Below are 20,581 nucleotides of genomic sequence, written 5' to 3' on the forward strand. Positions count from 1 at the left end.
GTCCAAGATGTAACGTATTAACCTAAAAATTCTTAGTCTATTTTTATAAGACTAGCTTATAGTGTTTTAAGAATAGATAGATATATGTCACTGGCACCGGAACCGTTAGAGGGCAATATAAAGTTCTACAACCTGAAAAAACTCGAAGATTTAGGTTATGACATTTTTTCCTTACCTTACTCCTTAAGAGTTCTTGTAGAAAACGTGATTAGAAACTCGGATAACAAGAAAATCACTGAGGAAGACCTTGAAAAAATTGCCGGATGGAAAGTTGGTGAAGAATTCTCATTTATGCCTACAAGAGTAATAATGCAGGACTACACTGGCGTACCACTCCTTGTTGACCTTGCAGCAATGAGAAGCGAGTTGGCCAAAAGAGGGAAAGATCCATTAAGAGTTAATCCAGTAATACAGTCCGATTTGGTCATAGACCACTCTGTTCAAGTAGATTATTACGGAACATCTTATGCCCTAGTACTTAACATGCAGAAGGAGTTCGAAAGGAATGTGGAGAGATATACATTTCTTAAATGGGCACAAAGCAGTTTCAGAAACCTCAGAATAGTACCACCCGGTAACGGTATAATTCACCAAGTTAACTTAGAATTTCTAAGTAAAGTAGTAGATGTAAGAGAGGTTAAAGGAGAACAAGTAGCCTTCCCAGAAATAGTAATAGGAACTGATTCTCATACGACCATGGCTAACGGTATAAGCGTCTTATCTTGGGGTGTAGGAGGGCTTGAAGCCGAGGCGGTAATGATGGGAGAGCCTTACACAATGGTAGTCCCAGAAGTAGTAGGAGTTAAACTAGAGGGAGAAATCAGGGAAGGAGTTACCCCCACTGACGTAGTGTTATATATAACTGAAGTTCTGAGGAAAAAAGGAGTTGTAGGAAAATTCGTTGAGTTCTTCGGACAGTCCCTATCAAATTTGTCAGTACCAGATAGAGCTACAATAGCTAATATGGCTCCAGAGTACGGGGCTACTGTAGGTTACTTCCCGATTGATGAAAGAACCATCAATTACTTGTACGTTACCGGCAGAAACTACAAACTCGTTGAGAAATACGCAAAAATACAAGGACTATTTTACGAGGGAGAGCCAAAGTATACCGAGGTTGTTACGATAAACTTGTCGGATATTGAACCCTCTGTAGCTGGGCCTAAAAACCCTGATGAAAGGGTTACGCTAAAGGAGTTGAAAAAGAAAGTCCAAAAGAATAACAAGAAATCGGGAACATACGTAAAGGACAATGACGTAGTGTTAACTGCAGTAACCAGTTGTACCAATACTTCCAATCCCACATTAATGATAGGAGCTGGGATCTTGGCTAAAAAAGCCGTTCAGCTCGGGTTGAGGACTAAGCCCTATATAAAAACTAGTATGGCACCAGGTTCACCTATCGTAGTTGAGTATTTAAAGGAGGCCGATTTATTACCTTATCTTGAAGCCTTAGGATTCCACGTTGTGGGCTTTGGTTGTACTACATGTATAGGAAACGCCGGTCCCCTACCTCCTAAAATTGAGCACGACATTAAAAATAACGGTCTGGAGGTCTACGGAGTTATAAGCGGTAACAGAAACTTTGAAGGGAGGGTTAATCCTTACTTGAAGGGGGTGTTCTTAGCCTCACCCATTCTTGTGATAGCTTTTGCACTCGCTGGAAGGATTGATATTGACTTCTTTGAAGAACCGATTGACTACGATCCTAACGGAAAACCTGTCTACTTAAAGGACATTTGGCCTTCGATGAAGGAGATAGCAGATTATATGAACCTAGCGATGAACCCTGAACTCTACAAGTCAAGGTTCGACAAGATCTTTGAAGGAGACGAGAATTGGAAGAACCTCAAAGTTCCAGAGTCAGAACTGTATAACTGGGATAATAATTCAACTTACATTAGGATGCCTCCTTGGTTTTCCATCGAAACTAAATTTGGAGATATAAGAGGAGCGAGAATACTCTTACTCTTGGGAGATAAGATTACAACAGACCACATCTCTCCAGCAGGACCAATAGACCCCAACTCTGTAGCTGGTCAGTATCTTAAACAGCTAGGTGTTACGGAACTCAACACGTACGGTGCCAGAAGAGGAAATCACGAGGTTATGTTAAGAGGAGGTTTCGCAAATCCAAAGCTTAAAAACACGCTAGTCGAACAACCAGGTGGTTATACGAAACACTTCCCTGACGGCAAAGTTATGAGTGTATATGAAGCTTCCGAACTATACAAGAAAGAGGGCGTTCCGCTCGTGATCGTTGCCGGTAAGCAATACGGCTCCGGAAGTTCTAGGGATTGGGCTGCTAAGGTTACCGCACTTCTAGGTGTTAAAGCCGTTCTAGCGGAATCATTTGAGAGAATACATAAGAGCAATTTGGTTGCTATGGGAGTAGTCCCAATAGAGATCCCTGACTGGAGAAGTTTAGGCATCAAGGGAGATGAAATAGTGAACATAGAGCTCAACAACCTTACTGTTAAGGGGAAAGTAAAAGTGGAATTCATGAAGGGTGATGAAAAGATAGAGATAGAAGGCAGAGCTAGAGTTGATACTAACGTAGAACTAGAGTACATTAAAGAGGGTGGAATTTTAAAGTATGTCTTCAATAAGTTATTACATGAGGGTTAGGATTAGGGGAATTTATACTACAGCCTTGACCTATTTATTCCTTAAATCCGGGTATACCATTGTTCAACAGACTCCCCAGATCGTTGAAAGATTCGGCATTGACACAATTAGTGAACCGGCAGATGTAACGGTAAAGGACGGGGTGGACAGAGGGGAAATAATATCAATCGGAGAGGATATTTATAATTTTTTACGGTCTACTTTGAAGTACTCCTCCATTTGGAAGTCGCCCGTGAAACTTTATTCTGTCATCGAACCTAAAAACTGTGAATACATGGGTTATCGTGTGGAGCCGTGTATAGATAAGGGAACTGTTATAAAGCCACCAGTTGAGGGAAAAATAGTGCTATCACCGGTAAGGGCTGTTGGTAAAATAGCTATGGTATGGCGAGGCGAGGGAAAAACCTTCTTTTCAGAACACATTAAGGAAGAAATCAGGGAGAAATTGCTGAGTATAAGTACACCCTTAAATAGAAAAGGATATAACGTTAAATGGAGAAGTAATGCAGTTTTTATGCATTATTCAGAACTAAAAAAGGAACTTGAAGAACTCGTAATGAAGTATGAGTCTGAAGATTTTAGAAACCAAGGAGAGGAGTTCATAAGAACAATCTTGTCTCTGGAAGACAAATTATTTCTTGACGGAATAAGGAGTCTAGTAGTAAAAACAATGAAGTTCCATCATATGCTCAAATACAGTTATCACCATAATGAAGTTGACGAGGAAGAACAGAGGGACAATCCAGATCCCTCATTATTATTACAGAAGTTAGTGAGAGATACGATGTACATAGAACACCTAAAAGCTGACGGTAAAAAATATGTACTCAGGGAGGGTAAAGTAATTTACAGCGAGATAAAAAAGGACTACTATATAATTAAACTCAGAAGAGAGTTCAACGCAGGAGGACAGTATGACGGGTTAGGAATTCCAATAGAGCAAGGAGATTATGATATAGTAGAGTTCGACTCAAGACAGTGGTATCAAATACATAAATATTATAACGCTGAGGGAAACCTTAAGGGAATATACGTTAACATATCAACTCCTCCTGAACTTTTGAGAGGAAAAATCAGGTATCTTGACTTAGAAGTGGATGTAGTAAAAAAGGAAAATGAAGTAAAAGTAATAGACCTTGAGGAGCTGGAAAAGAAAAGAGAATTATTGGGGGAGGAGTTATATAAAAAAGCTATACTAACTTTGGAGAGTGTTAAAAACTTATTAATGTCCTTCTAGTTCTTCCCTGCTAATCGGTATAATTTTCACTGTATCTTCCTTTTCGTCATATATGATTCTTACCAAATCTCCTTCTCTAATGTTGATCTTTTGCCTTATCCTCGAAGGGATTGTCACCTGGAAATTCCTAGACACTTTTACTACATCTTCAACAGGCATTCTAATCCCTTTAATATGCTTAGAACTCATGCTATAAAAAATTTATATTTAAAAAATGCCTCTATGACCTTAACTTCTTTGTGACCTCGCTAGACACTTCTTTCGATAATTTTTTGGTTTGTTCTGTATTACCTAGTCTTCTTGTAGTCTCTAGGGTCTGTTGTAACCTCCTTGTAGTTTCCATTAACTCTATCTTTCTCGTCTGTTGAGCTAATTGTTGCATTTGCTGCAGAGTCCTAGTAGCCTCGGTTAAATTGTTGGTACTTAAGTCTGACGACAGCTTATTCATCAGTGCATAGTACTGGTACTCACTAAGTAGATCATTATTTATGCCACTAAGGAAAGTCTGTGTATCTCTTGCTGGGATTATTTGAATTATGCTCACTTGAGAGTCAGGTCTACCACTTGCTGGATCTTCATAATTTACTTTTACCGTCATCAAATTACCAGTATAGTTTGGAGGTACCGTTATTTCTCCCAATATTCTCACAACACCCTCAACAGCCCCTAGTTTGACGGGGGGACCAGGATAGTTAAGAAGTTTCACTGGAGACTCGGATATTATGTCCACCGTAACATTTTTAGCACCTATTTCGGTTACAGCAGCTTGCGGGAGAGCATTCGCTACTTCCATAGGGTCATTTATATGGTTCAATATACCTCCACTTTTATCAGCCAAAGTCTTAAGTAATTGTTCATTATAATCATCACCGATTCCAAATGCTATGACTTTGAATCCCGGCGGTAGTGTCACCCTTTCATAAGGAGTAATATCGGTTATGTCGGTGGGTTGTCCGTCTGTTAATAATATGATGTATCCCGGCATCTCATATCTTTTAGCTATTTCTATAGCTTTACCGAGGGCTGTGTATAATACTGTTTGCCCTCCTGCATTTATTTGCTGAATTTGAGAGACTAAAGAGGGGGCATCAGCATACTCACTTAGGACATTAACCGAGCTTGAGAACGTTATAAATGTAATCTTGTTACCTCTCGGAATTCTGTTAAGAAGTTCTATTGCTCCGTTTTTTGCCGTGTCTAATTTTACACCATACATCGAACCTGATGTATCTAACAATATTATGTAGTGAAAACCAGTTGCAGTAGTTACTCTTTCTGGCACAATTATTATTCTGAAAACTGCTCTAACTTGTGAATTAAAAGAATACTTATGGCTGATTTCTACTCTGGTAGAAATAGTCATAAAAAACACCTTGTTAATTCCTTCACTCTTTAATTATCTTGATCATGGTCTGATTTCCTAACTTTATTATAGAATTTGGGTCTATCTTTTGTTTACCTTTTATAGGTTGGAATATCTTACCGTCATAAACGTAGGTACCGTTCGTACTATTCAGATCTTCAATGTATAATTCGCCATTCTCGAGAGAGATTATTGCATGTCTTCTTGAAATCTCTGGATCTGGGATGATTATCACGTTTTCGGGACTTCTTCCTACTGATATCGTAGGGAATATGTCAAATGATAGGGGTACTTTCTGATTTATCAGATTAGCATAAGGTGTGTTTATGAATAATATATAATACTTACCACTTGTAGGTGTTGGGGGAACAGGAGATACTGTTGGTGTTGGAGGTTGGGGAACTGGAGGCTGTGTTACTACTTGCTGGGTAGGCACTGGTGCTGGAGAGTTTACTGGAGGAGCTGTCTGACCAACTGGTGGTGAAGGTGGAGCTTCAGTTGGTTGAGGTGGTGCAACTGGGGTCGGCGGAGCTTGCGCTACTGGGGTCTGTTGAACATCTGTGGGGGTGGGTTGAGGGGGCTGCTGAGTAGGTAGTGGAGGTTGTTGAGTTGTCATAGATGGTTTTTGTGTACCACACTTTATACAAAACATAGCGTCATCGTCGTTTTCATAACCACATACGGGGCATTTCCACGGCATGAATAATGTATTTTGTATAAAAGTATTTATAGTTTTACTCACGTAATATCTTATTTGGCTATGACAATAAGTGTAAAGATTAAGAGCTCGACCAATTACGTTGCTTTTGAGACGCCAACAGAGGTGGATTTAATAATAAGAATAGTCCCAGAAATATTCGTTAGATTTACTGGAATTAACTATGTTATTCTTATAGACAATAGTCCTTCTATGAGGAGAGAAAATAAAATGCAAACCGCGATAGCAGCAGCAAATAAACTTTCCAATGAGATTCCGCCCGGCAATTATCTCTCTATTTACTTATTTTCAAATGACCTAGAAAAACTCTATGAAGGACAAACCGGCACACCAATAAATATACCTATGGAGATCAAAAAAGGGTACACAACAAACTTCTATAAAGCAATAACTAAGATACTAGATGTAGTTAAAGGATATTCTACTCCAGTAAAGCTCATTATTTTGTCTGACGGTAAGCCAACTGACAAGAGAAATCTCAAGGACTACGAGCCTATACAAGTACCCCCTCACGTTCAAATTATATCCATAGGTATCGGAAACGATTACAATGAGGCTATAATGAAGAGACTAGCAGACAAGGGAGCGGGTGTATACTATCATATTTTAGACCCCTCTCAATTACCAACCTTATTTGCCCAACAAAAAGTATCAGACGTAGCCGGGTACAATTTAGTGATAAATGTACCGCCAGGTTTCGAAGTACTAAACTACGAAATGCCTGTCACTATACCGATTTTAGATAAAGCAATTACTATCTATGCCGTAGGTAACGTTCCTCCAGGAGATCAGCCAGTAGTTCTTACTGTGACAGGGAGCTACTACGACCCAGCCAGAGGAAGTATAGTTCAGATAAATGAACCAATATATCTACAGAGAGCAAGCCATGAAATGGTACAACAACGTATAAACCAGAGCGTTGTAGCAGAAGTAAGGTATTTCAATCTCCTTAGACAATACGGAAACGCCCTTATGGTAGGAAATAATAAGGAGGCTACACAGATAGCTCAAGAACTCTTGAGTGCAGCTGAACAGACCAGAAGAGAGGACTTAATAGAAGAAACGAGAAAGTTAACCGGTGATAAGAAAACTGACTTATCTGAAATTACGAAGACGATGAGGAAACAGTAAATAGATGCTTTTTAAATCTTTACTGGTTTCTTAAACATATGATTAAGTTAACATTTTTCCATGATGTAATTTGTCCCTTCTGTTATATGACTTCTAAAAGGTTGAAAAAAGTAGTAAACGAGTTTAAGGGGGAAGTAATAGTAAAGCACAAGGCTTTTGCAATCATTTCGTCTTTAGAGGACTTAAAGGCTATAGCTCCTACTGAAGAAGATGCGAGACAAGTATTTCTTAATGAGTTCTCTATTTTAAAAAGATATATACCAGATTATGACCCTGAAAAGGTAATAGGTAAAGGAAAAATAAAGTACGTATGGTCTACTCCTCCTCTGGTAGCGTGTAAGGCAGCGGAATTCCAAAAGGGTGATGAAGGACACTGGGAGTTTTTTGATAGAGCACAAGATAAGTTCTTTCTAGAAGGTGAGGACATAACAGACGAAAAGGTACTAGTATCTATAGCTGAGGAAATTGGATTGGACGTTAACAAGTTTAAAGAGGATCTGAATGCTAAGAGGACAAAACTGGCTGTGATAGAGGACGAAGAAGAGGCAAAAGCTATGGGAATTAGAGGAGTCCCTGCAATATTAGTTAATGACACTTGGTTAATAAGGGGGGTACAGGAAGAAAATTACTATCGAGCTGTTATAAAGGACATATTAGAACACGGAGAACCTAAGGAAATAAAGTTGAAAGCTTATTGGGAAAAAGACTAGTATTTTTCTAGTCTGTTACAACGCCTCTAGTCGTTTTAAAAGTGAATTTTTGGAATATGAAACAAACTACCAGTACTTTTTACATAGATAACACTATATCGTGTTATTTTTGCTGAGGATCAAAAGGAAAGCTTATTTGGATAGAGAATAGATAATGAATTATGAAAACTGTTAAGAACTATATGTCGTCACCAGTATTCCAGGTTGAGGCAAATACCTCAATTCAAGAAGTATGTAAGTTAATGATGGAAAGAGGAGTAGGATCTGTAATAATAACAGAGAATGGTGTACCAAAAGGTATCTTCACTGACAGAGATGCTGTAAAAGCGTTTTCGTTTGGTTTAAGCCCCAATGATGAAGTAAGACTCGCTTCAACGCTCGGTAACCTGATCACTGTGGATGAAGACACGGACCCGTTCACCGCAATTGATATTATGACAAAGAACAAGATCAGGCACTTACCAGTAAGGGATAAAAGAGGGAATATAGTAGGAATGTTTGCCATAACTGATATCTCAAAAGTAATGCACGATATGACCTCTTAACTTAAAAAATTCCAGTCGAAAATATTTTCAAATGAAAATAGTAACTTTGTTACCGTTATCAGCTAAGAATTTGAAAGAGGTAAATGAAGCAATAGTATCATCTTTAGATAATAACAAACATAAGTACGAAATTTTCTCTCTTTCTTACCAAAAGATATCCGTGGTGGGCCAAAGTAGCTATGATATGATCTTTTCTCCAGAACTTCTTGAGGGCGAAATGTCCCTATTACACCTTCTTTCTCCTTTAGTTATCAGGACAAACTCATCCTTATCTTTTCATACTCCACGACTTAGGCCTCCGTTAAAACTCGAATTAAAGGGAAAGAGTCTGTTGATCGGTTCACCTCTAGTTGAAGGGTTAATAAGTGTTACTAGTCATGATTGCTTGTTGAGTACAGACGAGGAGATCAGGGCTGTTTATCCTTTACCGTTTAGAGATGAAGTATTCGATAACGTAATTCTTTCCGAGATAATGGATTATGACCTAGTGAAAGAAGCTTATAGAATTACCAAGAGAGGAGGGAAAGGGTTTATCATCGTTCCCTTTTGTGTAGACCCTGTTAACGCCCTTAAGGTATTGTCAGTAAAGTTTAGAATAATCAATGCTATAGCAAAGAACCGCTTCTGGATTATTGAAGGAATTAAGATTGACTCGAAGCGTGTGTAACTACCTACTGAAAATCTCGTCTTTTGGAGCTAGGATGTCAAAGGTTTAACTACCTCATTTCTTCGGCACTATTTTGAAAAAGAAAACATTTTTAATTCATGTACAGTTAGCAATACCAAATGGTCAAAGTATACAAGTACGGAGATTATTACTTTGCAGGAGTGAGTCACGTTATTCCAGGTTATTTGCAAGACGTAGTTTTCGTTTATAAACAAGGTAATAACTGGACTTCAATAAGTGCTGAGAAACTAAGAACTAATAATGGGTCTTTGATACAAATAGCTGAAAGAATAAAGTACGCTACTCACGAAGACGATATAGAAAAAGCCGTATCAGAGTTAAAAAGGATGGGGATAAAAATCGAGGAAGTAGATAAACCGCCTTTTCCGCTAAAGATCTTAGAAGGGAAGAAGAAAATACAAGCGGAGTTCGACTAATCCGGCCCAGATTCAGTCATCATTTTTCAGTTCCGCAGAGACTCTTCATCTCGATGTAGAGGTTATTCAGGGTTAATTAACAGACCTTTAAGCCCTGCTTGTTTTAATTCATCTTCGTTTAAATATAATGAATACGAGATTTAAAACCATGTCAGTATTGTTTAAGGAAGGAACTCAAAGAGAGAGTGGTGTAGAAACAATAAAGTCGAACATTTTAGCAGTTAGGACATTAGCAGAGATGTTAAAGACTAGCTTGGGACCGAGGGGTATGGACAAGATGCTAATAAGTGGGACTTCTGACGTCACCGTAACTAACGATGGAGTTACGATAGTAAAGGAAATGGATGTTCAACACCCAGCAGCTAAGATAATAGTAGAGGCTGCTAAAGCACAAGATACACAAGTTGGTGACGGTACTACATCAGCCGTAGTACTAAGCGGTTTCTTAGCTGAACAAGCTGAAAAATTACTAGATCAGAAGATCCACCCGGTCACAATTATTGACGGATACAAAAAAGCCCTTGAATTCTCACTTGAACTCGGAAAGAGGTTCGCCCTCAAGGTCGATCCAAATGACAGAAAGATCTTATCTCAAATAGCATATACTGCACTTAGTAGTAAGTTCTTTTCCTCCTCTACTACTTTAAACAAGATCATAGACATCTCAATCGATGCTGTACTGAGCGTGGCCGAGAAAGTAGGAGACCAATACGTAATTGATATGTCAAACATTAAATTCGTGAAAAAGAGAGGAGAAAGTGCTGATGAAACAGAACTCGTAAAAGGATTCGTCTTAGATAAAGAAGTAGCTCATGAAGGGATGCCGAGAAGAGTTGAAAAGGCTAAAATTGCCGTAATAGATTTCGGCTTAGAAGTAGAAAAGCCAGAGATTTCAGCTAAAATGAGCTTTACCGATCCTGAACAGATAAGGGAAGCTTTAGAAGAGCAGACAAAGTATGTTAAATCACTTGTGGATACATTAGAAAAGCTCGGAGCCAAAGTAATCATCGGACAAAAAGGTATGGATGATATTGCATTATACTTCTTAGCAAAGAAGGGAATAATCGCAGTAAAGAACGTAAGTAGAAGTGATTTAGAGAAAGTAGCTAAGGCAGTTGGGGCTAAAATAATATCGTCCATTAAAGATGCTTCGTCTGACGACTTAGGCTATGCTGAAATTGTAGAAGAAAGAAAAATTGGGAACTCGAAGGCAATATTTATTGAAGGGGCTAAAGACGCTAAAGCTGTTACAGTTTTAGTGAGAGGCTCCAGCGAGATAGTGATGGACGAAATCGAGAGAAGCTTCCAAGACTCAATAAATGCAGTTAAGAACGTTCTCAACTACCCGTACATAGTAGGCGGTGGAGGAGCTTACGAAGTAGAGCTTGCTATGAGACTAAGGGAGGAAGCTAAAAAAGTAGGAGGAAAAGAACAGCTAGCAATTGAGGCCTTTGCAGATGCATTAGAAGAAATAGCTACAACTTTAGCTGGAACCGCTGGGATGGACGAAATTGAAACTATAGTTCAGCTCAGGAACTTACATGCAAAGGGTTATAAATTCGCGGGAGTAAATGTAGAGAGCGGAAAGATAGAAGAAGATATGATGAAAATAAATGTCATTGACCCGTTAGTAGTAAAGGAAAGTATCCTAAAAAGCTCGGTAGAAGCTGTAACAGCATTATTGAAAATTGATGACTTCATAGCAGCAGCCCCCATGAAACAAAATCCACAACAGCAACAGCCTTATGGTTAAATAATTAAGTCGTGAAAGAGTTTTTTATCCATAATATTGTATTATGCCGTTGATGAATAAACTGACTCTCTTAGGAGTTATTCTAATTATCATCGGTGTAATACTATTTGTACTAGATTCGACCGTAGCACCAACCTTAATAAAGCCCTCAGTTAGTGGGAGCACTGTTATCCCTTCTAAAGGAGAATTTAGACTTCCATTAGCTGGAAGTTCTATTACTACTGTCCTATACAATTCTTCTGGAACGCTACAACTAGAGAATCTACCCAATACTTCCGTTAAAGAGAATTTGTCTCAGGGACATCTAGTAACAGTTGAAAACTTGAACTCAACTCCTAGCTACATCGTATTTTACAATCCGAATTCCTATAACGTGACCCTAACTTACAAGGAGTCAACTGTAAACATAGGACAAGCCGCGACTATAGGAATTCTATTTATAGTGTCAATTGCTTTGTTTATAGTAGGAGTAGTAATAGCAATATATGGGTTTATAAGAGGTAGAAGGAGAGCATAATAAATAATAATATTTGATTTACTTAATACTGTTCTCTTATGAGGTATAACAAACCCGTTTTAGCTGTGCATGGTGGTGCTGGAGATTGGAACAAAAGGGATAGTGATAAGGCATTAAGCGAGATCAAGAAAGCATTAGAGAGGGGGTTCGAACAGTTTAAGGCAGGATCTTCAATTGAGGCTGTGGTCGAGGCTATAGCCTACATGGAAGATTGCGGAATTTTCGATGCCGGGGTAGGAAGTGTGAAGAACCTAAAAGGGGAAGTAGAAATGGACGCAGGGATAATGCATGGTAACACTATGTCTGTAGGTGCAGTAGCCTCTACGAGGGCCAAAAACCCCATTAAAGAAGCGTTAAAAGTAATGAAACTTACTAAACACGTACTACTGGTAGGTGAGAGAGGAGACTTAACACTAAAAGAACTAATAGGTTCCAGCACCATATCTGGCGATACAGTGGGGGCGGTAGCATTGGACAAAGCCGGGAATTTGGTAGCAGGGACCAGCACTGGAGGAATTTCCGGTAAACTGCCTGGGAGGGTAGGGGATTCTCCAATACCTGGTGCAGGTTATTACGCTACTGAAAAAGTCGCCGTCTCCTCTACTGGTACAGGAGAGATAATTCTGAAAATTTTACCCGCAAAAGAAGTAGATATCCTCGTTTCAATGGGATTTATGCTTGAAGATGCTATAAGGAGTGTCGTTAATAAAATAACTGACAGATTTGGAACGGATAACATAGGGCTGATAGGTGTTGACTACAGAGGTTTCGTATCAGCTCATTATAACACAAAAGGTATGGCTAGGGGTGTAAAAGACCAACAAACCCTTCGTGCTTTCATATTTGAAGGGGAACTCTAATGAATCTCTCTATTTAGCTGAGATATGGTGTCAATGTTTCTAGGCTGGTATTAAGTTGACCTGAATAATTGAAGACACGAAATCCAAGTCAAGTAATGTATAATTAACTTAACATTAGAGCCTTTTTTCTTATTATTACTTTGTAGACAATTCTTTCCGGTAATATCAGATTAAGAAATACTTAAAATCGACAATAACAAATGCTGAAATACTCTCAGGTGTAACAAACACGCGTCAATTCACTTTCTACTGTTGTAAACTGACAGATCCCTTAAGATCCATGATTAGACCTCTTTATCTCTTTGAAAGGATCATGTTTACAGAGAATGTTTTAATGTGAGCAATTTAAACTAAAATATAACTAAAATATAAAGGTCATATACTCTCTTTTCCTTCGTTAAGCAATATATATCAAATAGCATTATATAATCAAATTATAACAATTATTCATGGCTCTAAAGAACAAGGGAGAAGTACTGAAGATCTCTTTCTCAGCATTCTTTGCAGACTTAGGATATCAAGCAGCAGTTGGAGCCTTACCTATATTACTTGTAGTATACTTCCACGCACCAGTAGTCATTTATGGCATTGTAGAGGCGTTAAACTACGGTGGAGGAAGTCTAATTTCTCTATTGGGGGGATACATGGCGGACAAAATAGGAAGTAAAGTCATAGCAGTTACTGGTAATGCATTGATCATAATATTATCATTTACCGGATTAGCCCAGAATTACGTTGAAGCTGCCCTATTATTTGTAGCCGGATGGTGGTCGCGGAACTTCAGGACCCCAGCAAGGAGGGCAATGTTAGCTGAAGTGACTTCTGAAGAAGAGAGAAAGGAAGCCTACGGCATTTTACATTCTTTAGACATAGGAGGGGCAATGCTGGCTGTAACGTATTTGACACTATCGCTCTATTTCAACATATGGATAGGTTATGTGTTGTTATTTAATGCAGTTCCTCTCACAATTTCTACGTTGCTATTGTTGATAGTGAAGGCTGGAAGGAAAGGTACAGCAAGAAGACCCAGAAAAACAGCACTATTTCTAGTTATTTCTACTATGTTTTTTGGCTTTAGCCAATATAGTTTTGGTTTCCCGATACTCACAGCATACGATTTCTCACATAAAACCTATTTGGCTACTGTAACGTACGGAGTTTTCTTAGGTTTCTCTTCTCTTTTCGGATATATCTTCGGCAAGATAAGACTGGAGAGTTATAAAGGACTTGCTTTCTTAGGTTATTTACTGGCAAGTATTGCTACTCTGGGTTTTGCCCTTCTATCATCAGGAGGTCTAATCTTCATATACTTGTTATCGTCAATAATGGGGATCGCTGTAGCATCAACCGAGACTTTCGAACCTACAATTATGTCGAAACTAAGCCCAGAAGGTTTAGGCTCGGGAATGGGTGCTCTATCCTTCGGAAGAAGTATAGGACTCCTTATTGGAAATTCGTTAATGGGCTTCTTGTACCAAATAAGTTATGTATACGCCTACTTATTTGCGTCAACAATGTCGTTCATTGCGTTCTTAATAGTCGTTTCTAAAATTAGGGAGGGTTAAACAATCAGAGATTTTTTTTGTTTCGTATTCTAATAATTAAAGGATTTCAGTTCTTTTTCCATAAAAATAGAATTCCACAATGTTTTAATTATCCGTAAAATATAATTATAAATATGACAGAGGAGTATTCAAGAGATCTTGAAAGAGCAGAAGAGTACGAGCAAATTACAGCTAGAGCAACAGCTCTAGGAAAAAACAAGATGGAATTAAGTACCGGACTTATTATAGCTGCCAGATATGCAGACAAACTTAGGAGAGTTGCTCTAGTAGCTTTCAGTAAAATGGTTCCAAAGGAAGTAATTATTAGAGACATTGCAGAGTTAAATAAACAGCTCTACGACAAGATCGTTAATGAAATGAAGCTTGACAAGCTTAGTGTGATTAAGATTATAGTAGATGCAGAATATGACGAGCAAAATAAGAAGTTAGTATTCTCTAATCTGAGAATTTTAAGGTACTATAATGAAGAAGAAATCAAAAAGATGTGTAAGAGTTATGAAGATAAGATAAAAGCACTAGAGGAAGATATTCAGAACTATAAGAAAAAAGTAGTTCAGATAGAACAACTCCTGAAGTCAATGGAGTAAGATAGTTTACTGTTTCTTTTCTTCACTCTTGCTCTTCTCCTCTTGTTTTTTGTTAATACTTTCAACATATTTTACTAATGCATCTACGTTCTCCTTGTGGACACTTTTTCTCCTCTTGTCAATTCTTATACTTAATTTCTTAGCTTGTAGTAAAGTGAGCTTTGCTTCCTTTATTTCGCCTAAGCTAAACCCCCTTCCTTCTTTAGTTTCCTTTCTCTCGTACTTATACTCGAAATGGTAGTTAGGCCTCTTAACGATAGGCCTAAGCTCCATACTAAGATAAATTATATACGTCTCACTTTAAAATTAACGTCGAAGTGAGTTTTAAATAAAGAACCTACTTAGAAATAAACATCATACTTTTCTACAGTGTCTAACTAAGCGAGGGAAAAAGCAATCTGTGAATAAGACATTGGTTAATCTAAGAGATAAGGTATAAATTATCACATCCATAGAAGATGCATACATAATAATTTAAACTATCTGATGTTTTATTGGTGAATATTTTATAAATAACAATGAGATGCTCGTCATAGGAAAGTCGTGTTATAATCCGCTTACGCTTTACTATCGATAAGGTTTTTAAACTCATAAGAGAATGTTAAAGTTCGAAGAAGTATGTCAATTTCAATAAGAGGCCAAGTAATTTCTACTGAATTAGACAACGGAACTTCGGCAATGGGTCAAGATGTAATAATTTTCAGATATCCTAAAGAAAATATTACCTCAAAATCTTTAATAATAGTGCAACCGACAGAGAGATGTGTAGTGGTGATCCAAGGTCAAATAGCTGCTGAACTACCACCTGGAAGTCATAACATACAGTCGCCAGCAAATCCGCTCTCAGCTTTTCTTTCTAAGTTCAGATATAACCAACTACCTTATGACACCGTAGTATATTTCATTTCGACCACAAGACATGAAGTTAGGCTAGCCGGTGTTAGTCAAACAGACGACCTTGTACCACTGGAATACGAAGTAGCTGTATATTTCAGAGTCCAGAACCCCTCATTGCTAATAACTAACGTTCAGTTCGGGGCTCAGTTTTTCAGAGACGCTGATCTAGCAACTTATATATCACCCATAGTAGACCAAGAGGTAAGTCAAGTGTTAAATCACGTGAAGCTAATCGAAGTATTTAAGAAGTTCGGCGATATAACTACTGCCGTAACAGCCGGTCTCAAAACGTTCTTATCTGAGATAGGAGTCGAGTTAATATCAGTAAGAATGATAAAGCTAATTCCCCAAGATCCAGAGCTCAGAAGGATCTTACAATTAAGAGATCTAGGTATTGAAATATACGACGCAGTAAGGTTAGGATTAGCGAGGCTTCTTGCCGAGAAAAGCGACCCAGCAAGCGTAAACATGGCTTTGGGCATACCTTATTTCCCAGATTTATCAACAATAGTAGTCAGCGGTGCACCGTACACTACAACCGGAGTAATGCTAGGGACTCAAGGAGGAAATACGCCAGGAGGGCAATCCTCTGGAGGAGGGACTACTCCGAATCCCTCGCTGTTCCAAGCGGCGATAAAACAAGTCTTCGGAGACGTAAAAACTAGTGGGACTAAAGATGATGAACAGTAGGGATCTAAGCTGGAACATAGCTGCAGGTGTAGGTTTTTCTTTCGTATTAACCGTAATCATGGCTATTACTGCCTTAGCCGTTAAATTTTTCTACCCCCCGTCGATGATCTCGATCTCACCTATAATATCTCTTTTTATTACACCGACTCTTGGAATAATACAGTTAATAGTATTGGCTCTTAGCATAGCCTTTGTAACACCTATCAGGTCGAACTTAATTGTAAAAGAGCTCGGAGGAACTAGAAAATTAGGGTTCTACACAGGGGCAGGTTATTTAATATTTTCTATTCTCCCCTACGCCTTTCACGTACCCTATATTCAGACGTATGTGGGATTAATAATTGCATTTAACATAATTAACGGGGCTATCGGAGGCTTTGCCTCGTCGGTAAGTTAAAAGCCTTTTTTACAATATATCTTCTCATGGAGATAAGGAAAGGCGACTCTAGGGCAGTCATTCTCGAGAAAGGTGCTTATTTGTTCAGCTTAACTTTGAAAGGTAAGGAAGTTTTACTTCAAGGAAAGGAGAGACAAACAAGAGGGGGAATGGCGTTATTAATACCGTTCGCTAACAGGATAAAGGGCGGAAAGTACACGTGGAATGGAAAAGAATACTCATTACCAGTCAACGCTGAAGGAAATGCAATACACGGGCTAGTTATGGACAAAATATGGAAAATAGTAAAATCAAACGATACCTCTGTGTCGCTGTCATTAAGCCTTGATTCTGAAGGCTATCCCACTTCGTTAGAGGTTAACACTCTCTACGACATAGACTTTGGCAGTATCCTTGTCAGACTTCAAATAAATAACATTGGTAACTCTGACGCACCACTCACAGTAGGTTTTCACCCTTACTTTATTGTTAAGGGATTATGGAATCTAACCCCCAATAAGGGAAAGAAATGCGTAAGTATAAATAAAATACCTACTGGGGAGATGATTGAGGAAGAGGTAGACGGAACTAAGCAATACGATGATTGTTTTTATATGCCTATCGAGGAGTTAGTGCTTTCCTCTGAGTACTCGGAGGTTAAAATAAATAAGAAAAATCTGGACTATGTGCAAATATACACTACCCAGAACGCAGTAGCAGTTGAGCCTATGAGCGGAGCTCCTGATGCTTACCATAACGGTATAGGTCTTAAGGTCATACAGCCTGGAGAAAAAGTTACCTACGAAGTAAAATTTGAATTGTTGAGATAAGGAGTTATCACCCTATTTTTGACAAGGAAGAGCTTTACTGGGAGCTTGGACTCGTAGAAAAACTTTAGATTTTCTTCCTTATCATCATAAACTTCGACGTCTCCCTTAAAAATATAGATTATCTGGGCTTTCCATTCTTCATCCTTCATCTTCATTTCGTCATCTGTCCTACAAATAACTCCATTTACTATAAGACCGTGAGATAGTAGGGAGAAATCAACATAACTCCTTACGGAACAATGCCTAGCCGTTAAAACAAAAACTTTATCCCCTTGTTTAATCCTTAGTTTCAGATACTCAATCAAATCGACATTAGGCTCTGCTAAATAGTGGTATTTAGTATAGGCTAGAGAATATATTGCACTCTTACCGGGACTTTTCTCCTTTCTCACCTGCTCACTTGTTAGTTTCTGACCCCATAATTCCAAAGCTGCCTGTTCCACGCAAGGGTCTGTATTGAAGAGAGTGTTATCGAAATCAACTAAAAGAATTTTGAATGACACTAGCCATCTTGTTCTCGATATTATTTAACTTTTTATTCAAAACTCGTGTTCGTGGAGAATATCACTCTCAAACTGTATAGTTACATGCGTAATATCGAATTTCTTTTTCAATATATCCTCTGCCATCTCTCTCTTCTTGTCTAACTCGCTCAATGTAATATCAGGATTTTCCCTTACATGTAGTGTAGCGATCCTAATGTGATCGCATAAGTTCCAGACGTGTATATCGTCTATTTCCTTAAAAATCGGATTCAGATCTCTTTTCACTTCATTAACATTAACCGGAGAGCGTTCCATAAAGACATAATAAGAATTCTTTAAAACACCAACAGAGAAAAATAGGATTACGGGAATCGTTGAAATCGCGGCAATTGGATCTAGGAAGTAATATTTTGTAAATACTATTGCTAGTCCCGTTACAGCACCTATCAAGTATACTAAACTATCTTCAAAAGCATGAAATAAAATTCCAGTATTTTTGTCCTCATCTTCTCCGCTTTTTACTACTAGTACTGAAATAAAAAGGGACACTAATGAGGAGAGTAAAAGAATGTAAGGGTTATCAGTGACTCGATTAAGAAGGAATATAGCAGCAAACGCAGCTCCTAGAATTGAACCCATTATTACGGTAAAAATATTAAGTAAAGCACTCATTACTTCTAATCTGTGAAGACCGTAAGTATACATTCCATCCCTCTTATTGACTACTTTAATAATATATGCAGAAATCGAGACTACTAGGGCATCAAGTAGTGCATGTATTGCTTCCGTTCCTAAAGTAACACTCCTACCTACAAAAGCTGTAATAAGGGTTAGTACAAATATTGACCAAAACCCTAGTTCTGTTTTTCTCACAATATTTTATCTCATTGTAATTTTAAATACTTACTTTAGGGAAGTCCAAATGAACTCAATTTTTAATAGTACTACAGATAATTAACTTGTATAATTTTAATTTCTTGTTACACAATTATCTTGTCTTTTTTAATAAATGGTTATATAGGCTTATATACTTTATATGTAATGATGCCATTACGTAAAGAATTAGGTTTAATTGAACTTGTAGTTATAGGTATCGCGGGAGCAGTAGGGACTGGAGTCCTCTTTAGTTCAGCAGGTATGGCGGCAGTAGCAGGACCGGGTGTAGTGTTGGGCTGGATATTGGGATCGATCTTCTACTTCTTTGTAAGCCTTACTTACGTTGAGTTATCCTTAACTTATCCTGAAGCTGGAGGTCCTTCAAGATATGCTTTGTACAGTCACGGAAGAGTAACAAATTTCATAAACGCCATGGCTGACTTGATCTGGTACCTTTTCATACCACCTATCGAGGCCTTAGCCGTAGTAGAAGGTTTAGATTTCTTTTACCCTAGTTTGATCAACCAACAAACGGGTGTACCTACACTACAAGGTGTTATATTAGGAGTTATCCTACTCTTATTATTCGTTCCGTTTAATTATTTTGGTGTAAAAGTTTTTGGAAGGTCAACTTTAGCTTTCGGTATTATTAAACTTATCATGTACGTTGCTGTAGCTATAGGAGTTATATTCGTATCGTTTAACGTTAGTAACTTCACTTCTTACGGTTTCTTACCTTTCGGAATAGCAGGAGTTTTTTCAGCGGTCCCCCTTGCAATGTTTGCGTTCGGAGGGATAAGAGTTTTACCGGATTACGCTGAAGAGACTAAAGACCCAGATAAGCTTAAAGAAGGAATAATCTTGACGGTATTAGGACAATCCCTAATTTATGTACTGTTCGCAGTTGCATTTGTAGGAGCGATTAACTGGATCGGACTGGGAATTAAAGAGGGGGATTGGTCCGCTTTATCATCTCTCCCTGGAAATCCCTTTATAGATATTGCTTCATCATATCATGCTAATGCGTTATTATTACTTACGGTTATAATAGGAATTATAGGACCTTTTGTTACAGGCTATATATACTTGGGAGCAGGTACCAGAGTGCTATTTGCTATGGGGAGGTCAGGATACGTCCCGAAAGTGATGGAAGATTTACATCACAAATACGCAATACCCTCTTGGGCCTTATTAGTCTTTGCGATAGTAGGAGCAATAGTAACGTACATTTCTTCACCATTACCAACGATTTACGGCTTAATTACTGATTCAGTAGTAGCCGGTTACCTCGGGTTTTCAGTTAATCCAGTAGCCATGATGGTATTAAGGAAGCAAGGCATATCTAGGAAAATCATTCCGGGGGGTGCCATCATTGCTGGGATAGCTTTCGCTTCAGCTTCACTGATCGTATTCTGGTCGGGTTGGCCTCTAGTCCCTTATGCGGTCTTACTACTTACTATAGGCTCAGTAGTATTTGGAGTTATTTACAAGATAAAGGAGAACTTCACCAACTCTTTATGGTACATAGTTTATATAGCGTTCCTTACACTAATGTCTTACATAGGGTCTGACGGTGCGTTAAACCTTATCAATTTCTACTTAGCGTCAGCTATTGTAGCAATAGTTTCAGTAGCAGTGTTCTACCCTTGGGGAGTTATTTCCGGCATGAAAGAGGTGAGGACTAAACAGAATTAATAAAGTTTAACTTC

Annotated in this window: 22 protein-coding genes; 16 read left to right on the forward strand and 6 right to left on the reverse strand. The window is 38.3% G+C overall.

Annotated elements, in window-relative coordinates:
- The first annotated feature begins 84 nt into the window (after window positions 1–84).
- The gene (acnA, locus tag WIW89_RS04440) at window positions 85–2,628 is read left to right on the forward strand and encodes an aconitate hydratase AcnA (RefSeq protein ID WP_337719885.1); all 2,544 of its coding nucleotides are present in this window, start codon (window positions 85–87) and stop codon (window positions 2,626–2,628) included.
- On the forward strand, window positions 2,618–3,865 hold the full coding sequence (locus WIW89_RS04445; RefSeq protein ID WP_337719886.1) for a DUF402 domain-containing protein: 1,248 nt from the start codon (window positions 2,618–2,620) through the stop codon (window positions 3,863–3,865). The genes acnA and WIW89_RS04445 overlap by 11 nt, the downstream gene beginning before the upstream one ends.
- Here the strand turns inward: WIW89_RS04445 and WIW89_RS04450 are convergent.
- From WIW89_RS04450 to WIW89_RS04460, 3 genes are all read right to left on the reverse strand, one after another.
- Window positions 3,851–4,024: an AbrB/MazE/SpoVT family DNA-binding domain-containing protein gene (locus tag WIW89_RS04450; RefSeq protein ID WP_156007945.1), complete on the reverse strand. Its 174-nt coding sequence runs from the start codon at window positions 4,022–4,024 to the stop codon at window positions 3,851–3,853. The two genes, WIW89_RS04445 and WIW89_RS04450, sit on opposite strands and share 15 nt — an antisense overlap.
- A 61-nt stretch (window positions 4,025–4,085) precedes the next feature.
- Complete coding sequence (locus WIW89_RS04455; RefSeq protein WP_337719887.1) at window positions 4,086–5,228, reverse strand: VWA domain-containing protein; 1,143 nt, start codon at window positions 5,226–5,228, stop codon at window positions 4,086–4,088.
- A gap of 22 nt (window positions 5,229–5,250) precedes the next feature.
- The gene (locus WIW89_RS04460) at window positions 5,251–5,928 is read right to left on the reverse strand and encodes an FHA domain-containing protein (RefSeq protein ID WP_337719888.1); all 678 of its coding nucleotides are present in this window, start codon (window positions 5,926–5,928) and stop codon (window positions 5,251–5,253) included.
- A gap of 60 nt (window positions 5,929–5,988) precedes the next feature.
- On the opposite strand from WIW89_RS04460, the gene WIW89_RS04465 reads away from it, so the two are divergent.
- The 10 genes from WIW89_RS04465 (at window position 5,989) to WIW89_RS04510 (ending at window position 14,718) form a co-directional block, all read left to right on the forward strand.
- On the forward strand, window positions 5,989–7,077 hold the full coding sequence (locus WIW89_RS04465) for a VWA domain-containing protein (RefSeq protein ID WP_337719911.1): 1,089 nt from the start codon (window positions 5,989–5,991) through the stop codon (window positions 7,075–7,077).
- A gap of 38 nt (window positions 7,078–7,115) precedes the next feature.
- Window positions 7,116–7,787: a DsbA family oxidoreductase gene (locus WIW89_RS04470; protein WP_337702782.1), complete on the forward strand. Its 672-nt coding sequence runs from the start codon at window positions 7,116–7,118 to the stop codon at window positions 7,785–7,787.
- Between the two features lie 161 nt (window positions 7,788–7,948).
- The gene (locus WIW89_RS04475) at window positions 7,949–8,332 is read left to right on the forward strand and encodes a CBS domain-containing protein (RefSeq protein WP_443296290.1); all 384 of its coding nucleotides are present in this window, start codon (window positions 7,949–7,951) and stop codon (window positions 8,330–8,332) included.
- Between the two features lie 31 nt (window positions 8,333–8,363).
- Window positions 8,364–8,999, forward strand: a complete 636-nt coding sequence (locus WIW89_RS04480; RefSeq protein ID WP_337719889.1) for a hypothetical protein — start codon at window positions 8,364–8,366, stop codon at window positions 8,997–8,999.
- A 119-nt stretch (window positions 9,000–9,118) separates the two neighbouring features.
- Window positions 9,119–9,436: a hypothetical protein gene (locus WIW89_RS04485; protein WP_337709246.1), complete on the forward strand. Its 318-nt coding sequence runs from the start codon at window positions 9,119–9,121 to the stop codon at window positions 9,434–9,436.
- Window positions 9,437–9,584: 148 nt separating this feature from the next.
- Window positions 9,585–11,189, forward strand: coding sequence for a thermosome subunit alpha (thsA, locus tag WIW89_RS04490; RefSeq protein ID WP_337719890.1), 1,605 nt, complete (start codon window positions 9,585–9,587; stop codon window positions 11,187–11,189).
- A gap of 52 nt (window positions 11,190–11,241) precedes the next feature.
- Complete coding sequence (locus tag WIW89_RS04495; RefSeq protein WP_337719892.1) at window positions 11,242–11,706, forward strand: hypothetical protein; 465 nt, start codon at window positions 11,242–11,244, stop codon at window positions 11,704–11,706.
- Window positions 11,707–11,744: 38 nt separating this feature from the next.
- Window positions 11,745–12,566: an isoaspartyl peptidase/L-asparaginase gene (locus WIW89_RS04500; RefSeq protein WP_337702792.1), complete on the forward strand. Its 822-nt coding sequence runs from the start codon at window positions 11,745–11,747 to the stop codon at window positions 12,564–12,566.
- A gap of 449 nt (window positions 12,567–13,015) precedes the next feature.
- Entirely contained in the window at window positions 13,016–14,131 is a 1,116-nt protein-coding gene (locus WIW89_RS04505) for an MFS transporter (RefSeq protein ID WP_337719893.1), read from the forward strand.
- Window positions 14,132–14,244: 113 nt separating this feature from the next.
- Complete coding sequence (locus WIW89_RS04510) at window positions 14,245–14,718, forward strand: DUF2258 domain-containing protein (protein WP_337719894.1); 474 nt, start codon at window positions 14,245–14,247, stop codon at window positions 14,716–14,718.
- Between the two features lie 6 nt (window positions 14,719–14,724).
- Here the strand turns inward: WIW89_RS04510 and WIW89_RS04515 are convergent, their stop codons facing one another.
- Entirely contained in the window at window positions 14,725–14,991 is a 267-nt protein-coding gene (locus WIW89_RS04515) for a 50S ribosomal protein L13e (RefSeq protein WP_337719895.1), read from the reverse strand.
- A gap of 345 nt (window positions 14,992–15,336) precedes the next feature.
- Between WIW89_RS04515 and WIW89_RS04520 the strand changes: the two genes are divergently transcribed.
- Genes WIW89_RS04520 through WIW89_RS04530 form a run of 3 tightly spaced genes read left to right on the forward strand, consistent with a single transcriptional unit; the run spans window position 15,337 to window position 17,511 of the window.
- The gene (locus WIW89_RS04520) at window positions 15,337–16,305 is read left to right on the forward strand and encodes an SPFH domain-containing protein (RefSeq protein ID WP_337719896.1); all 969 of its coding nucleotides are present in this window, start codon (window positions 15,337–15,339) and stop codon (window positions 16,303–16,305) included.
- Complete coding sequence (locus tag WIW89_RS04525) at window positions 16,292–16,702, forward strand: hypothetical protein (protein WP_337719897.1); 411 nt, start codon at window positions 16,292–16,294, stop codon at window positions 16,700–16,702. Before WIW89_RS04520 ends, WIW89_RS04525 begins: the two co-directional genes overlap by 14 nt.
- Before the next feature lie 26 nt (window positions 16,703–16,728).
- Complete coding sequence (locus tag WIW89_RS04530) at window positions 16,729–17,511, forward strand: aldose 1-epimerase (RefSeq protein ID WP_337702803.1); 783 nt, start codon at window positions 16,729–16,731, stop codon at window positions 17,509–17,511.
- Here the strand turns inward: WIW89_RS04530 and WIW89_RS04535 are convergent.
- Together WIW89_RS04535 and WIW89_RS04540 are read right to left on the reverse strand one after the other, a co-directional pair.
- Window positions 17,481–18,014: a hypothetical protein gene (locus tag WIW89_RS04535; RefSeq protein ID WP_337719898.1), complete on the reverse strand. Its 534-nt coding sequence runs from the start codon at window positions 18,012–18,014 to the stop codon at window positions 17,481–17,483. The genes WIW89_RS04530 and WIW89_RS04535 overlap by 31 nt on opposite strands.
- 36 nt (window positions 18,015–18,050) lie before the next feature.
- Window positions 18,051–18,869, reverse strand: a complete 819-nt coding sequence (locus WIW89_RS04540) for a cation diffusion facilitator family transporter (protein WP_337702807.1) — start codon at window positions 18,867–18,869, stop codon at window positions 18,051–18,053.
- Between the two features lie 171 nt (window positions 18,870–19,040).
- Between WIW89_RS04540 and WIW89_RS04545 the strand changes: the two genes are divergently transcribed.
- Window positions 19,041–20,567, forward strand: a complete 1,527-nt coding sequence (locus tag WIW89_RS04545; RefSeq protein ID WP_337702809.1) for an APC family permease — start codon at window positions 19,041–19,043, stop codon at window positions 20,565–20,567.
- Window positions 20,568–20,581: the final 14 nt, after the last annotated feature.

This window comes from Stygiolobus sp. CP850M, from assembly GCF_037389425.1.
GTDB lineage: Archaea > Thermoproteota > Thermoprotei_A > Sulfolobales > Sulfolobaceae > Stygiolobus.